The 15,561-nt window shown below is 61.7% G+C and carries 11 protein-coding genes; 5 read left to right on the top strand and 6 right to left on the bottom strand.

All coding sequences use genetic code 11. The features are described 5' to 3' along the window. Positions 1-12 precede the first annotated feature (12 nt). The 4 genes from IB249_RS22505 to IB249_RS22490 all read right to left on the bottom strand — a co-directional run bounded on the left by IB249_RS22505 (position 13) and on the right by IB249_RS22490 (position 4,866). Positions 13-1,140: an acyl-CoA dehydrogenase gene (locus IB249_RS22505; RefSeq protein ID WP_192307928.1), complete on the bottom strand. Its 1,128-nt coding sequence runs from the start codon at positions 1,138-1,140 to the stop codon at positions 13-15. A gap of 78 nt (positions 1,141-1,218) precedes the next feature. Next, complete coding sequence (locus tag IB249_RS22500) at positions 1,219-2,412, bottom strand: acetyl-CoA C-acyltransferase (protein WP_192307927.1); 1,194 nt, start codon at positions 2,410-2,412, stop codon at positions 1,219-1,221. A gap of 11 nt (positions 2,413-2,423) precedes the next feature. Continuing rightward, a complete protein-coding gene (locus tag IB249_RS22495) occupies positions 2,424-3,185 on the bottom strand; it encodes an SDR family NAD(P)-dependent oxidoreductase (RefSeq protein WP_192307926.1) in 762 nt (253 codons plus the stop codon). Positions 3,186-3,201: 16 nt separating this feature from the next. Next, the gene (locus tag IB249_RS22490) at positions 3,202-4,866 is read right to left on the bottom strand and encodes an AMP-binding protein (protein WP_192307925.1); all 1,665 of its coding nucleotides are present in this window, start codon (positions 4,864-4,866) and stop codon (positions 3,202-3,204) included. Positions 4,867-5,142: 276 nt separating this feature from the next. On the opposite strand from IB249_RS22490, the gene IB249_RS22485 reads away from it, so the two are divergent. Beyond that, a complete protein-coding gene (locus IB249_RS22485; protein WP_192307924.1) occupies positions 5,143-8,358 on the top strand; it encodes a dermonecrotic toxin domain-containing protein in 3,216 nt (1,071 codons plus the stop codon). On the opposite strand, the gene IB249_RS22480 is transcribed toward IB249_RS22485, so the two are convergent. Next, positions 8,359-9,414: an AraC family transcriptional regulator gene (locus tag IB249_RS22480; protein ID WP_192307923.1), complete on the bottom strand. Its 1,056-nt coding sequence runs from the start codon at positions 9,412-9,414 to the stop codon at positions 8,359-8,361. Between the two features lie 258 nt (positions 9,415-9,672). Here IB249_RS22480 and efeU point away from each other — a divergent pair, with 258 nt between their 5' ends. From efeU to efeO (IB249_RS22460), 4 genes are all read left to right on the top strand, one after another. Then, a complete protein-coding gene (efeU, locus tag IB249_RS22475; RefSeq protein WP_192307922.1) occupies positions 9,673-10,530 on the top strand; it encodes an iron uptake transporter permease EfeU in 858 nt (285 codons plus the stop codon). Positions 10,531-10,642: 112 nt separating this feature from the next. Next, a complete protein-coding gene (gene efeO, locus IB249_RS22470) occupies positions 10,643-11,842 on the top strand; it encodes an iron uptake system protein EfeO (protein WP_192307921.1) in 1,200 nt (399 codons plus the stop codon). Between the two features lie 15 nt (positions 11,843-11,857). Further along, positions 11,858-13,156 carry an iron uptake transporter deferrochelatase/peroxidase subunit gene (gene efeB / locus IB249_RS22465; protein ID WP_192307920.1) on the top strand — a complete coding sequence of 433 codons (1,299 nt, stop codon included), beginning with the start codon at positions 11,858-11,860 and terminating at the stop codon, positions 13,154-13,156. 35 nt (positions 13,157-13,191) lie between these two features. After that, positions 13,192-14,016, top strand: coding sequence for an iron uptake system protein EfeO (efeO, locus tag IB249_RS22460; protein WP_192307919.1), 825 nt, complete (start codon positions 13,192-13,194; stop codon positions 14,014-14,016). Between the two features lie 115 nt (positions 14,017-14,131). Here the strand turns inward: efeO (IB249_RS22460) and pssA are convergent, their stop codons facing one another. Further along, a complete protein-coding gene (gene pssA / locus IB249_RS22455) occupies positions 14,132-15,475 on the bottom strand; it encodes a CDP-diacylglycerol--serine O-phosphatidyltransferase (RefSeq protein ID WP_192307918.1) in 1,344 nt (447 codons plus the stop codon). Positions 15,476-15,561: the final 86 nt, after the last annotated feature.

The following is a 15,561-nucleotide window of genomic DNA, read 5'->3' as shown; positions in this document are numbered from 1 at the left end:
ATGGACTCCTTCTTAAAGATTGCGCGAAATGACCATGCGCTGAATGTCGCTGGTGCCTTCGTAGATCTGACACACCCGCACGTCGCGGTAGATCCGCTCCAGCGGGAAGTCGTTCAGGTAACCGTATCCGCCGAGGGTTTGCAACGCGGCCGAGCAGACCTTTTCGGCCATTTCCGAGGCGAACAGCTTGGCCATCGAGGCCTCGACCAGTGCCGGCTTGCCGCTGTCACGCAGCGCCGCCGCGTAGTGCACCATCTGCCGGGCGACGGCGATCTGGGTCGCCATATCCGCCAGGCGGAACGCAACGGCTTGGTGCTCGATGATCGGTTTGCCGAAGCTCTCGCGTTCGCGAGCATAGTCGCGGGCCGCTTCAAACGCGGCACGGGCCATGCCCACTGATTGCGCAGCGATACCGACGCGGCCGCCCTCGAGGTTGGCCAGGGCGATTTTGTAGCCCTCGCCCTCCTCCCCCAGGCGGTTCGCCACCGGCACCTTGACGTTTTCGAAAAGAATCTGGCAGGTGTCCGAGGCATGTTGGCCGAGTTTGTCCTCGACCCGGGCCACACTGTAGCCCGGCGAATCGGTTGGCACGATCAACGCGGTGATTCCGCGCTTGCCGGCACTCGGATCGGTCACCGCAAACACGATCACCACCCCGGCGTTCTGCCCGGAGGTGATGAATTGTTTGCAGCCGTTGAGCACGTAATGATCGCCTTCCAGTCTGGCCCGGGTTTTCAGGCCGCTGGCATCGGAGCCGGCCTGGGGCTCGGTCAAGGCGAAGGCACCGAGCATCGAACCGCTGGCCAGGGGCTTGAGCAGGCGCTCCTTCTGTTCATCGTTGCCGTAGTGCAGGATCGGCACGCAACCCACCGAGTTGTGCACGCTCATGATGGTCGAGCAGGCACCGTCGCCCGCGGCGATTTCTTCCAGCGCCATGGCGTAGGCCAGGTAACCGGTGTCGCACCCGCCCCATTGCTCCGGCACCAGCATGCCGAAAAAACCCAGTTCGGCCATCTCGCCAATGGCTTCTTTCGGAAAGCGGTGTTCGCGGTCCCACTCGGCGGCGAACGGCTTCAGCCGCTCCTGGGCAAACTGCCGGGCCGCGTCGCTGATTTGCAGTTGTTCGTCATTGGGGATCATGACCAGTCCTTGATTCGATTCAGAGTACAAACTTGTGGGAGCGAGCCTGCTCGCTCCCACAGGGGATATGGGTTTGCGTCAGGACAGGCATTCCACCGCCATCGCCGTGGCTTCGCCGCCACCGATGCAGATGGCCGCCACGCCCCGCTTCAGGCCCTTCTGGCGCAGCGCCGAGAGCAAGGTCACGAGAATCCGCGCGCCGGACGCACCGATCGGATGCCCAAGGGCGCAGGCGCCGCCGTGCACGTTGAGTTTGTCGTGGGGAATCTCCAGCTGCGTCATCGCCGCCATGCCGACCACGGCGAAGGCTTCGTTGACTTCCACCAGGTCCACGTCAGTGAGCGACCAGCCGGTTTTCTTCATCAGCTTCTTGATCGCGCCAATCGGTGCCACGGGGAACAGGCCTGGGGTATCGGCAAAGGCCGCGTGTCCGTGAATCACCGCCAACGGCTTGAGGCCACGCTTGTCGGCCTCGGATCGACGCATCAGCACCAGCGCCGCCGCGCCGTCGGAAATCGAACTGGAGTTGGCTGCGGTCACCGTACCGCCCTCGCGGAACGCCGGTTTCAGCGAAGTGATCTTGTCCAGCCTGGCCTTGGGTGGCTGCTCGTCGTTGCTGATCAGCACCTGCTCCTTGCCGACCGTCACGCTCAGCGGGACGATTTCGTCCTTGAAGCGGCCGTCCTTGATCGCCTGCTGGGCGCGGGTGGTCGAGGCGATGGCGAACTCATCCTGGGCCTGGCGGCTGAAACCGTGGGTCTCGGCGCAGTCCTCGGCAAAGGTGCCCATCAGGCGGCCCTTGTCGTAGGCATCTTCGAGGCCGTCGAGAAACATCGAGTCCAGTACCCGGCCGTGGCCCATGCGATAACCGCTGCGGGCGCGGTCCAGCAGGTACGGCGCATTGGACATGCTTTCCATGCCCCCGGCGATCACCACCTCGGCGCTGCCGGCGAGCAGCATGTCGTGAGCCAGGATGGCGGCCTCCATGCCGGAGCCGCACATTTTGTTCAAGGTGGTGCAGCGGGTCGATTTATCCAGCCCGGCGCCCAGTGCCGCCTGACGGGCCGGGGCCTGGCCGAGTCCGGCCGGCAGTACGCAGCCCATCAGCACCTCGTCCACAGTGTCCGGCGCAACACCGGCACGCTCGACGGCGGCCCGTATCGCAGCGGCCCCCAGTTGCGGCGCGGTCAGGCTCTTGAGTTCACCCTGGAACCCGCCCATCGGGGTGCGCACGGCGCTGACGATCACAATCGGGTCATTGGCAGTAGTCATGACAAATCCTCTTACTTGGCGGCCATGCGCAAGGCGCCGTCGAGACGGATCACCTCGCCATTGAGCATGCTGTTTTCAATGATATGCCGGACCAGCGCGGCATATTCGTCCGGTTTGCCCAGGCGTGGCGGGAACGGCACGCCAGCGGCCAGCGAATCGCGAACCTGCGGGGTCATGCCGGCCATCATCGGCGTTTCGAAAATGCCCGGGGCGATGGTCATCACGCGGATACCGAAACGCGCCAGCTCACGGGCGGCGGGCAAGGTCAGGCTGACAATCGCGCCTTTGGAAGCGGCGTACGCGGCCTGGCCGATCTGGCCGTCGTAAGCCGCCGCCGAAGCGGTGTTGATGATCACTCCGCGCTCGCCATCGGTATCCGGTGTGGTTTCGGCAATCGCCGCGGAGGCCAGGCGCAGCATGTTGAAGCTGCCGATCAGGTTGACGTTGATCACCTGGCTGAAACTGCCCAGTGTGTGCGGACCGTTCTTGCCGAGGATCTTCTCGCCACGCACGATGCCGGCGCAGTTGACCAGGCCGTTGAGGCCGCCAAACGCCTTCACCGTGGCCTGCACCGCAGCTTCGGCCGCAGCTTCGTTGCTGATATCGGCCACCACGCTCTGCGCACCGAGCCGTTCGGCCTGGGCCGCGACAGCCTCGGCGTTCATGTCCACCAGCATCACCTTGGCGCCGGCGGCCACCAGCATCTGCGCCGTCGCCGCACCGAGGCCGGAAGCGCCGCCAGTGACGAGAAAAACCTTGTTTTCGATCTGCATCATTGTTTCCTTGGGTTCAAGCTGAAACGTTCTTCGCCGCGGCCTCTTGAGCCTTGGCGATTTCCTGGTTGCGCAAGATAAAGCGCTGCAATTTGCCGCTTGGGGTTTTCGGCAACTCGCTGACAAATTCGATTTCACGCGGATAAGCGTGCGCGGCCAGGCGCTTGCGCACGTGCTGGCGCAGCTCTTCAGCCAGCTCGGGCGCGGCGCGGTACTGGGCGCTGAGCACCACGAAGGCCTTGACCAGCTCGGTGCGCTCCGGATCGGGTTTACCGACCACTGCCGCTTCCACCACCGCGGGGTGCTCGATCAACGCGCTTTCCACGTCGAACGGACCGACGCGATAACCCGAGGTGGTGATCACGTCGTCGCTGCGTCCCACGAAGCTGATGCTGCCGTCCGGGTTCCACTCCACGGTATCGCCGCTCAAGTAGTAATTGCCGACGAATGCCTTGGTCGGCGCACCTTCGTAGCCGGCGAACCAGCACATCGGCGACTGGGTACGGTCAATGGCCAGAATCCCGGGCTGGCCGACACCCAATTCCCGGTATTCATCGTCCAGCACCACGATGCGGTGGCCGGGCGAGGCAAAACCGGCGGCGCCAAGGTGGATAGGATGATCGAGGCCGTGGTGGTTGCACAGGACCATGCCCAGTTCGGTCTGACCGTAGTGGTCGTGGATCACCACGCCGAGGTTGTCGGCGAACCAGCGAATCACTTCCGGGTTCAACGGCTCGCCGGCGCTGCTGACGATGCGCAGCTTGCCCTTGATCGATTGGGCGAACGCGTTGCCGCCGGCGATCAACAAGCGGTAGGCGGTGGGCGAACCGGTGAGGTTGGTGATCCCGTATTTGTTGATCACCCGGCAGGTGCTTTCCAGGGTGAACGGGCCATCGTAGAAGGTGATCGGGTGCCCCATGGCCATCGGCCCGGTGACGCCGAAATAGATGCCATAGGCCCAGCCCGGATCGGCAACGTTCCAGAACGCGTCTTCCGGGCGCAGGTCGACGGCGTCACGGGTGTAGGCCTGGAAAGCGACGATGGCCTTGAGTGGCACCGACAGCGCTTTCGAGGGCCCGGTGGTGCCCGAGGTGAACATCAGCAGGAAGGGGTCTTCGCCGGTCAGCAGCACCGGTTCGCACTCGGGGGAATGGTTGGCCAGTTCGGCCCAGAAGCTGAAATCGCCACGGACAATGCCCTGGCCTTTCGGGCCGCCGACGCTGACGATGGTCGGGCAATCGGCGACCTCGGCCAGTTTTGCCCGGTTGACCGCGTCGGTGACCACCACCTTGGCGCCAGAGCTGCCCAGACGGTGCTCGATGGCTTTGGGGCCAAACGCCGTAAACAGCGGCTGATACACCGCACCGATACGCCAGGTGGCGAACACGGTGATCAATAATTCTATGTTGCGTGGCAGCAGGCCGGCGACCTTGTCGCCCTTCTGCACGCCCTGGGCGAGAAGGAAATTGGCGAAACGCGCAGCCTGGTCTTGCAGATCGCTGAAGGTGTACGTCGCGCTGGTGCCGTCGCGGCCTTCCCAGAACAAAGCGATGCGCCCGGGTAAGGCGTGACGGTCGCAACATTCGACGCAGGCATTGAGCGCCTCGAGCGAGCCGCTGAGCGCGGCGTCCACGGTGTGCTGATAGTTGAACTGTGTGACGGCAGACAAGTAATCGCGCATTGCCAGAATCCCTCGGTGTTCTTATTAGGTTGGGGAACCGTAAACAACGCAGGAATACTCGCTCCGCAGCGGATACGGGGCAATGGTCAAAGCCATCAAACTGGATGACTGGTTTGGCCAAAAAGTACGTGATCATAGTTGCATCAACGCTGTCACGTATCACATTTTGATAATCAACCTGTGTGGCCAACAAAAAGTGGCCTTGTTAGTTTGCCACCGCGTTAATTGACGCCAATGCCCCATTTTCTTCAAAACCGATCCTGCCAGGGAGGCAGCATGTTGCCCGACACAAATAACTCCGACCCTCATCCGTTCATCTTTAAACAATCGATCGCCACGCAGTTCGCTGACCGCCCGACACTGCGCAGCGTTGCCAGACAACAACTTCAACACGCGGTGGATGCAGGGTTCATCAATCAATCAATGTCGATAGAACAACTTTTCATCCATCATGCCGAGGCGGGTTCGGAACAGCACTCGAGCCCCTTGCTGGACGAGTTCCTCTTGGCATTCAGCCAGGGCCGCAATCTTGCCTTGAAACCCGCAAGCCTGTGGTTTAGCCCGCTAGGCGGGAGCCAGGCAGGCCAACCCCGAGAGATCGAAACTTCGCTCATCCAGCATGAACTCGACAACCTGGCGCAGACCTTGATGCAGGCGTTACAGAAGGCGTTGCTGGATTATTGGCAACATGGCGCCGATAACGGCATGAGTCGTTGGCAATGGTTTTCGGAAACACTCAAAGACGCCTGCGCGGCAAACATTACCGAGGACCTATATCGGTCAGACCCCTCTCTATATACGGCATTGGTGCAATTGGTCAATCGGCCCGAAAGCGTCAAACGCGAGAGGATCAATGAGCAACTTCGCAGCCATGCCTGGTTATTGAAAGTCACAATAAAAAACGACTGCGCTGACACTTCACTCATTTATCCGGCGATATTTTTTAATCGTGCATCGGCAATCGTCAGCTGTCAGCCATCCGGCGCGCTGACGACGTTCGCCACAGCGGTAGAATGTTTCGCCGGGGTTGCCGAGGATATGCAAAATCGCTGGGACATCGACGCCATGGCGTGTGAGCGCTTCGAGCCGGACGCGGATATCTTCGATGAACTGGCTCGGGTCCTGATCGATCAACAAATGCGGGAGCTGGAAAATCTGAGGTTCCCGATTGATGAGATGTTCGACAGCGCCGAGCGGCAGATCGAACGCATCACCGACCCGCTGCAATCATTGGCGGGCAAGCAGCCGGGATCGTCCTTGCCGACGCGTATCGACCGTCACCTGCCGCTATGGTTGAAGCAGGCTGGCGCGGCCGACCGCCGCGCCTATCGCCACTTCATATCGGCCATGGCGGCGGCGCACTTTGAATGGGATGGCGCAACCTGCTTCAGCGATCTGCAATCCATTCGCGACTTCACCTATCGGGCGCTCGTCACGCAGATGGGCAAGGCGCGACATGATCCCGTGGATCCTGACCAGGTCGAGCTGCACATCAAAGTCGCGCACGGTGTGATTTTTGGTTCGGGTTACGTCGAGACCAAGCGCGTAAACCTGATCGATGCCGCCCTGGAAAACCTTGCCGGTCTGCCTTGGGGCGACATGCAGGTGACCAGTCGGGATCAACGGGACTTGCCCGAATGGTTGACCCCGGACAACGCCAAGACGCTGATCCAGGCGGTCGATATCGGCCGCACCTATCCGGCGTACCTGAAACAACATCTGCTCGATAACCGTTCGGAAGCTCGGACCCGGCAAGAGCTGTTCTCGATTCATTTGCGCAATCAACTGCCGTTGCAAGCACTCGAGAGCACGCTGAAGGCCACCCATGGCTTTGATCACAGCGGCTACCGGATCATCGTGGCGCTGACGGATGCCTCCATCAGGTTCGCCGACCGGCAGGTAGATATCCGACCGTTGCACCTGCGGCTCGGGCCGGTGTTGAACATGTTTGTCATCGAATCCCTGAGCCAGCCTGACGGGCCTGTTGTGCTTTACCGACCGTTTTATACACCGTCATTGATGCAATACGCGTCACGGGCACACCTGCAACACGCGCTTGAAAGCGACGAATCGATTCAACAGAGTGTGACGCCCTGGTACAACGCAGTGGTCAAGGGCACCAGGTTGATGGGGGCCAACGAAATCTATCGCCGCTGGGAAATGCACCTCCAGGCTCCTCTGCGCAACGATGTATTTCAACACCTGTTCGATGCCTACAGTCAGGCCCTGATTGAATTGGCGGATCATCAATCGGTGTCGAATGCCGAAAATCGCTGGGCCAGTTTCCAGACGCTCGGCTGGCTGATCTTCGAGGCCGCGTTGCCACTTGTAACCGGACCTGCTGCGATGGCCGGCTGGCTGGTGCTTTTGGCAGCCAGCCTTAAAAGCGACCTTGAAGCGTTTGCCGATAAAAACGTCCACGACAAATCCTTTGCAGTGGCCGACCTGCTGCTCAATCTCGCGGCGGTACTCATGCATGCCGGGCGCCTTTCGCCCGAGTCCGCTCATGTATCGCAACACGCACCGGATGCCATGGCCCCTGAAATCTCCGGGCCAACCGAGCATGAAGCCCCGCCCGCCCCTCTGACCGTACACCTCATCGAAGGTCCGCAACCTGCTGTCGCGCTGCACCCGGACGTCGACCTCGCCGCCACCGAAAATCCGTGGGCGACGCCTCGTCAACGCTATGCACCAAGGTTGCAAGCCTTGCTGGACGGGTTCGCCCTGGAAACGCCGGAGAATCCTGGCGAGCTCGTTGCGCAAGGCCCGCGCAAAGGTCTTTACCGGTATCGGAACAAATGGCATGCGCACGTGGGAGAGCAATATTTCCGGGTTTCCATCGAGGAAGGTAGAGTGCTCATCATTGACCCCAACGACATCACACGACCCGGCCCCTTCCTGATCGCGGACGGCCAGGGACGCTGGTCGGTGGATACCATGTTGCGCCTCAGAGGCGGCGGCACGAGAAAACGCGCGCATGGCGAAGCCGACTCGGCAGCCCCGGCCCAGTCACGCCGCGCAGTCGCTGATGCCAATGGTTTTCCGAGCGTGGTGGAAGAGGAAGTCACCTCTTTGCCCAAGCGTCTGTTTCATTATGTGAACCGGGAAAAACTGGGGACGTTCTATGCCCAGGGCGGTGCCTTCATCGATTATTCGTCCAACGATGCCTACGGCAGACCGCAACGTCACAACGTCGGCCTGTATGTCACCGACCTGGCGCCGGATTCGATGCCGCTGCAGAAACTGTCCGAGACCCTCTTTGGCAGAAACCGTTACAACGTCTCGTCACGGACAAACAAGATCCATGCGGTGCTGGAACTCGACCCGACGCAGTATCCGCAAGGCACGGTGAAGCTTTATCAATTGCGAAGCCCCAGGCTTTCAGAGCACATCTACGTGCTGCGTGGCGATCTGCAGGAGTTGCAGTTGCGGGTCAAGGCTTCGAAGTTTGGCACGGGCTCCACCTCGCTGGTCAAGATCACCGTGCTTTGATCAGGTGCGCACAATGGGTGCGCGACGGGCGGCAGTGTCACTGCCGGAATGGCTCAGGATCAGGCTGCGGTAGTGCCCGGGGTTTGATCCCGACCACTTGCGAAAGGCCTTGTAGAACGAGCTCGCGTCGGCAAAACCCAGGCGCGTGGCGATCTCGCTGAAACTGATCGCCGGCTCCGCCAGCCAGCTGATCGCCAGTTCCTTGCGCACACTGTCCTTGAGGCCCTGGTAGGTCTGCCCTTCTTCCGCCAGACGCCGGCGCAGGGTCGAGGCCGACATGCACAACTGCTGGGCCAGCGCTTCGGTCTCCGGCCATCGCTCGGCCGGCAACTGCCGCAGGTCCTGCTTGATGCGGCTGGCGAGGCTTTGCGGGTCGCGGTATTTGACCAGAATGTTGGCCGGTGCCTGGGCCAGGAAGCGTTTGAGTTCTTCGGCGCTGCGCTTGATCGGCAAGTCCAGGCAATCGGCGGAGAAAATCATCCGCGTGCGTGGCCGGTCGAAACGCAGGTTTTCCGAGAACATCACCTGGTAGTCGCCGCAAAAGTCCGGCTCGGCACAACGCAGCTCGATGGCCAGGATGGGAATGCGCCGGCCCGCCAACCAGCACGCGACACCGTGCACGATCATCCAGTAGGTGAAATAGGTAAAGGCGCGTCGTGGGTCCTGTTCGTCCTCCAACAGCACGATCTCCGCCAGGCTTTGCTGGCGAACCAGTTGCGCCGGCAGGTGTTCGAGCATCAGCGACAAAAAGGTCAACGCCGACGTCAGGCCGTCCGCGAGGCTGGGCTGGACCATCGAGCAGCGGCACAGGAACGCCAGGCTCCCGGATTTGAGCTTGCGCGGGTCCATGCCAAAAAACTCATCGTCGCGCCTGCGGGCCAACAAACGCCACAGCCGTGCATAGGCCGTGGCCGGTACACGGGCGTTGGGTGACTCCAACTGTGCGGAATCGATGCCGACCTTGGTCAACACCTCATGGGTGGCCGCCCCCGGCGCGCAACTTTGCAGCAGTGCTTCACGCACCAGTTGCATGGAAATGGTGTCTTTTTCCGACATTGAGTGAGGTGGGCCCTGTTGTTTTTTGAGTGCTCGCATCTTACCGCAGCCGTGAGCCCGCCGCCGACTTCCAGTGGCAGCGAGCCTGCTTGCGATTGCCTGTCGCGAGCAGGCTCGCTCCCACAGATTCGTTTTCAGTGCGGGACAATATTCAGGGTTGTTCAGCTTAGGTTCAGGTAAATGTCAATGATTGCCATTTGGGAATGAGTGTCATTATGTTACAACTTAGCACCCTATCTAAATCGCCCACGGTGCTGAATGCTCGTTCCCTTTCTGATCATGTTGCGCGAGGGCATCGAAGCCGCGTTGATCGTCGGCATCATTGCCAGTTACCTCAAGCAAACCGGGCGCGGGCAGTGGATGCCGGCCGTGTGGGTCGGCGTGTTCCTCGCCGCCGCGCTTGCGCTGCTGGTGGGGGGTGGCCTGGAGCTGGTCAGTGCCGAATTCCCGCAGAAGCAGCAGGAGTTGTTCGAAGGCGTGGTCGGTCTGGTGGCGGTCGGCATCCTCAGTTCCATGGTGTTCTGGATGCGCAAGGTGGCACGTTCGATCAAGCATTCGCTGCACGTTTCCCTCGATCATGCGCTGGCCGGGTCGCGGCACCAGGTGACCGCGCTGATCGCCATGGTGTTCTTCGCCGTCGCCCGTGAAGGCCTGGAAACCGTATTTTTCCTGCTGGCCGTCTTTCAACAGAGCGAAGGCCCGGGTGCGCCGATCGGTGCCCTGCTCGGCCTGATCCTGGCAATCATCGTCGGCTTCCTGATCTACAGCGGCAGCATGCGCCTGAATCTCGCGGCGTTCTTTCGCTGGACCGGGCTATTCATCCTCGTGGTGGCCGCCGGCATCCTCGCCAACTCGGTGCAGGCCCTGCATGAAGCCGGGATCTGGAATCACCTGCAAACCGTGCTCTTCGACTTCAGCACCGCCCTGCCCATGGACAGCGCCCTGGGTTCGGTGCTGGCCGGCATGTTCGGTTACCAGGAAGCTCCGACGGTCAGCACCCTGGGTGCCTATCTGATTTATCTGGTGGTGGCGCTGGTGATGTTTTTCCTCCCCGCCGCTGCGACCGCCACAAAACCCTGTGGCAGCGAGCCTGCTCGCGATGGGCGTCAACACTGACGCCGGTCGCCTGATGCCGTGCGGTGTCTTTGCGTTCATCGCGAGCAGGCTCGTTCCCACACGTGGGGCGGTGTCGTGTTCAGATTTTTTCTTTCAGTCAACAAGGGCCTCCATGCCAAGTCAAACCCCACCTCAAACTTCCCCTCCCCGCGCGTTGCGCTGGGCGGTGGCCGGTTCGGTGATCCTGATGATCGCCGCCGGCGGCCTGTTCTACTACGCCTCGAAGATGGCGGCGGCCAAGCGTCAGGCCCACCCTGACGAAGTGCAAGTGACCATTCACCCGCACAGCTGCGAGCCGAATGCCCTGACCGTTCCGGCCGGACGCGCCAGTTTCCGCATCGTCAACCGTTCGGATCGGGCCGTTGAATGGGAGATCCTCGACGGCGTGCTGGTGGTCGAGGAACGAGAAAACATCGCCCCCGGACTCAGCCAGGTGATCAACGCCAACCTGTTGCCCGGTGATTACGCGATCACCTGCGGTTTGCTCAGCAATCCGCGCGGCACCTTGCATGTCACGCCCACTGCCGCGTCCGAGGCGGCTGCCAGGGCCAAGCCGTCCATGGTCGCCTTCGTCGGGCCGTTGTCGGAGTTCCGCGTGTACCTGAGCAGCCAGGGCAGCGCCCTGATCAAGGCGGTCACGGCGCTGGAACAAGCCGTTGCGGCGGGCGACCTGACTCAGGCGCAGGCGCTGTACATTCCGGCTCGCGCAGCCTATCAGCGCCTGGCCCCGGCCGCACAACGGCTGGCTGAAGTCGACAACCGGATCAACGCGCGCGCCGATTACTTCGAACAACGCGAGCAGGACCCGGGTTTTCGTGGCTTCCATCGCCTGGAATTCGCGCTGTTCGAGCAACGCAGCCTCAACGGCCTGACCCCGGCAGCCCAGCAACTGCTGGCCGACGTCACCACACTCAAGCAACAACTGCTGGCCCAATCGCTGCCCCCGGAGCAACTGGTCAGCATCGTGGTGCGCAACCTCGACAACCTGGGCGACGTACGTGCCACCAGCGGCGAAGAGGAACGCTACAGCCACAGCGACCTCAACGGTTTCGCCGGCAACCTCGACGCCGCCCGCAAAGTGCTCGATCTGCTACGCCCGTTGCTGGACAAATCCGCCGCCGACCTGCTGCCAACCCTGGACAACGCCCTTGCCGGCCTCGATGCCGAACTCAATCGGTTCAAGGTCGAGGGAGGTTACGCCCGCTACGACAGTGTCAACGCCGAGCAGCGCCAACAGATCGCCGACAAGGCCAAGGCATTGGCCCACGCACTCGATGCCATCGATCCCGCCCTTGGCCTCTCCGGCCTGTAACAGAAGACCTTGCAGATGAACGAATCAGAGCCATTCAACCTCCAGCGGCGCCGCGTATTGATGGGCATGGGCGCCGCCGGCGTTGCCCTTGCCGGTTCGGCACTGAGCTGCCCGGCCATGGCCGCCAGCCCCGCGCAAGTCACCGAAGCGCCCAGCAGCGACAGGACCGAAGACCGCCACGATTTCCACGGCCTGCATCAGAGCGGCATCGTCACACCGCGCCCGGCGTCCGGCATGCTGGTGTCATTCGACGTGCTGGCCAGCGACCGCGACGATCTGGAGAGACTGTTTCGCACGCTCGACGAACGCATCGCCTTCCTGATGAAGGGCGGCCCGGTGGCCCAGGTCGACCCGAAACTGCCACCGGTGGATTCAGGGATCCTCGGCCCGGTGGTCACGCCGGACAACCTGACCATCACCGTATCCGTGGGCGATTCGCTGTTCGATGAGCGCTTCGGGCTGGCCGCTGCCAAGCCGAAACGGCTGAGCCGCATGGTCGGTTTTCCCAACGATGCGCTGGAGGCCGACTGCTGCCACGGCGACCTGAGCCTGCAGTTTTGCGCCAACACCGCCGATACCAACATCCATGCCCTGCGCGACATTGTGAAAAACCTGCCGGACCTGTTGCTGGTGCGCTGGAAACAGGAAGGCAGCGTGCCGCCGCAAGCACCCGCCAAACCCGGGGTGCCGGCCCAGAGTGCGCGCAACTTCCTCGGTTTTCGCGACGGCTCGGCCAACCCGGACTCCAACGACGGCAAGGCCATGGAGCGCATTGTCTGGGTGCAGCCGGGCAGCGACGAGCCGGCCTGGGCCGCCCATGGCAGCTATCAGGCGGTGCGGATCATCCGCAACTTCGTCGAACGCTGGGACCGCACCCCGTTGCAGGAACAGGAAAGCATTCTCGGACGCGTCAAAAGCACCGGCGCGCCCATGGGTGGCAACCATGAAACCGAAGTGCCGGACTACGCCAGGGATCCCGAAGGCAAACTGACAAAGCTCGATGCGCACATCCGCCTGGCCAATCCGCGCACCGCCGCCAGCCAGGCCAACCTGATCCTGCGCCGGCCATTCAACTACTCCAATGGCGTGAACAAGAATGGGCAGCTGGACATGGGCCTGTTGTTCATCTGCTATCAGGCCGACCTGGAGAAAGGCTTCATCACCGTGCAAACACGACTCAACGGCGAGCCGCTGGAGGAATACCTCAAGCCGGTCGGCGGTGGGTATTTCTTCACCCTGCCAGGTGTCACGGGCGACCAGGACTTCATTGGCCGCTCGCTGCTTCAAGCTACACAAACGACAAAAACCGTCTGAACCGCACTGTGCACAACCCCCTACGGAGCCGCCCCATGAAAAAGTCGCCACTCGCTTTATTGCTGACCCTCGGTTTGCTCAACACCCCTTTTTCGGCTTTCGCGGCGACTGCGCCGCTGGAACTGGTGGGGCCGATTTCGGACTACAAGATCTATGTCACCGAGCAGTTGGACGAACTGGCCAGCCACACACGACAGTTCACCGACGCAGTAAAAAAAGGCGACCTCGCCACCGCACAGAAACTCTACGCGCCGACCCGGGTGTACTACGAGTCGATCGAACCGATCGCCGAACTGTTCAGTGACCTCGACGCGTCCATCGACTCGCGTGTCGACGACCACGAACAAGGCGTCAAGGCCGCAGACTTCACCGGCTTCCACCGCATCGAGTACTCGCTGTTCTCCGAGAAAAGCACCAAGGGCCTGGGCGATTTGGCCGACGGTTTGAACAAAGACGTCCAGGACCTGCAAACCCGCGTGGCCGGGTTGACCTTCCCGCCTGAAAAAGTGGTGGGTGGCGCGGCAGCGCTGCTGGAAGAAGTGGCGGCGACCAAGATCTCAGGCGAGGAAGATCGCTACAGCCACACCGACCTGTATGACTTCCAGGGCAACATCGATGGCGCGAAGAAAATCGTCGACCTGTTCCGCCCGCAGATCGAGAAGCAGGACGCGGCATTCATCGCCAAGGTCGACAAGAACTTCGCCACGGTGAACAAGACCCTGGCCAAGTACAAGACCCAGGACGGTGGTTTCGAAACCTATGACAAGGTCAAGGAAAGCGATCGCAAGGCGCTGGTCGGGCCGGTGAACACCCTGGCCGAAGACCTGTCGACGCTGCGGGGGAAACTCGGTCTGAACTGAGTTGCAGGAGCGAGTCGGTTCGCGATGGTCGTCAACGACGACGTTGGCTGTTTGAATGCCCGCGGTGTCCAGGCTTCCTTCGCGAGCAAGCTCGCTCCTACAGTAGATTTGACGTCTACAAAATGCGGTACAGCAAGCGCTCGATCCGTACCCGACTCACCCGCTTGAGAAACTTCGCCACACCGGTCGGGTAGTCCGGCAGGGTTTCCAGCGACTGGTAGCGCTCGATCCGTGTGGTGTGCTGGAAAATCTGCACCAGCTCCTGACGGCGCGGCGCCAGCAATTCCCCTTTCGGGTCATCGATCAGCAAGGCGTTTTCCAGGTCGAGGCGGAACGCACGCGGGTTGAGGTTGTTGCCGGTCAGCAAGGTGTAGCGCTGATCGACCCACATGCCCTTCAGGTGATAGGTGTTATCGCCGTCCTTCCACAAATGCAGGTTCAACTGGCCGCTGTCGACGCTGCGATGATGACGCTTGGCGAAACGCCGCAGGCTGATCTCGTACAGGTACGGTAACGCCGAGATCACCTTGAACGGCTCGCTGGGCGGAATGTAGAAGTCGTTGGCGGTCTTGTCGCCGACCACGATGTCGATCTTTACGCCCCGCGCCAGCGCCCGGTTGATTTCCCGGGTCACGGCCAGTGGCAGGTTGAAGTAGGGCGTGCAGATCGTCAGTTGATGCTGGGCGCTGGCGATCAACTCGCAGATCACCCGGCTCAACGGATTGTTCTTGCCCACGCCAAGCAACGGGCTGACCGACAAACCGCCCTTGTCCGTGGAGCCCGACGTGGTGTCGTACGCCGCGTGCTTGAGACGACTGCGCAAGTCACCAATGTCGTTGCGCAGGCTGCGGGTGGTGGGCAGGTTCGGCAAATCCAGGCGATGCACCGCTTTGGAGGCCACCAGACCGTGCTGCACCAGGTGCTGCATCGAGTCAGCCAGGGCGCGATTGTGCAGCAGGTGATAGCGGTCGTAACGGTACTTGTCGAACTTGTGCAGGTACACGTTGTTCAGGCTCGCGCCGCTATAGATCACGCAGTCATCGATCACGAACCCTTTCAGATGCAGCACCCCGAACAGCTCGCGGGTCTGCACCGGCACGCCATACACCGGGACCACGCTTTCGTGGGTCCGCGTCATTTCCTGATACCACGCCGCGTTGCCCGGCTGCTTGCCGGCGCCAATTAGGCCACGCTGGGCGCGCAGCCAGTCGACGACCACCACCACGTCCATTTCCGGACGCGCCAGCTTGGCGGCGTGCAGGGCATCGAGGATTTCCTGGCCGGCTTCGTCCTGTTGCAGGTACAGAGCGACGATGTAGATGCGTTGGGTCGCAGCGGCGATTTTGTCCAACAGGCATCGACGGAATTCTGCAGCACCACTGAGGAACGTCACCTTCTCGGCGGACAGCGGAAAACTGCGCAGTTTGGGCAGCAGGGAGCGTTTGAAAAGCGACGGCATAGGGCTCGCAAGGGGTCGAATCCAGAGAGTCGCAGAGCTTACACCATGGAGAGGCTCGGGTCTTCTTCACACCGATCACACGGTGG

Origin of the sequence: Pseudomonas sp. PDM04, assembly GCF_014851765.1 — a bacterium.
GTDB lineage: Bacteria > Pseudomonadota > Gammaproteobacteria > Pseudomonadales > Pseudomonadaceae > Aquipseudomonas.
This window is presented reverse-complemented; position numbering and strand designations above follow the sequence as displayed.

Excerpts from the sequence above, each read along its gene's own strand:
- efeO (WP_192307921.1), top strand. The coding sequence starts at position 10,643 with ATGCCAAGTCAAACCCCACCTCAAACTTCCCCTCCCCGCGCGTTGCGC.
- IB249_RS22485 (WP_192307924.1), top strand. The coding sequence starts at position 5,143 with ATGTTGCCCGACACAAATAACTCCGACCCTCATCCGTTCATCTTTAAA.
- efeU (WP_192307922.1), top strand. The coding sequence starts at position 9,673 with ATGCTCGTTCCCTTTCTGATCATGTTGCGCGAGGGCATCGAAGCCGCG.
- IB249_RS22500 (WP_192307927.1), bottom strand. The coding sequence starts at position 2,412 with ATGACTACTGCCAATGACCCGATTGTGATCGTCAGCGCCGTGCGCACC.
- IB249_RS22480 (WP_192307923.1), bottom strand. The coding sequence starts at position 9,414 with ATGTCGGAAAAAGACACCATTTCCATGCAACTGGTGCGTGAAGCACTG.
- pssA (WP_192307918.1), bottom strand. The coding sequence starts at position 15,475 with ATGCCGTCGCTTTTCAAACGCTCCCTGCTGCCCAAACTGCGCAGTTTT.
- IB249_RS22490 (WP_192307925.1), bottom strand. The coding sequence starts at position 4,866 with ATGCGCGATTACTTGTCTGCCGTCACACAGTTCAACTATCAGCACACC.
- IB249_RS22505 (WP_192307928.1), bottom strand. The coding sequence starts at position 1,140 with ATGATCCCCAATGACGAACAACTGCAAATCAGCGACGCGGCCCGGCAG.
- efeB (WP_192307920.1), top strand. The coding sequence starts at position 11,858 with ATGAACGAATCAGAGCCATTCAACCTCCAGCGGCGCCGCGTATTGATG.
- efeO (WP_192307919.1), top strand. The coding sequence starts at position 13,192 with ATGAAAAAGTCGCCACTCGCTTTATTGCTGACCCTCGGTTTGCTCAAC.
- IB249_RS22495 (WP_192307926.1), bottom strand. The coding sequence starts at position 3,185 with ATGCAGATCGAAAACAAGGTTTTTCTCGTCACTGGCGGCGCTTCCGGC.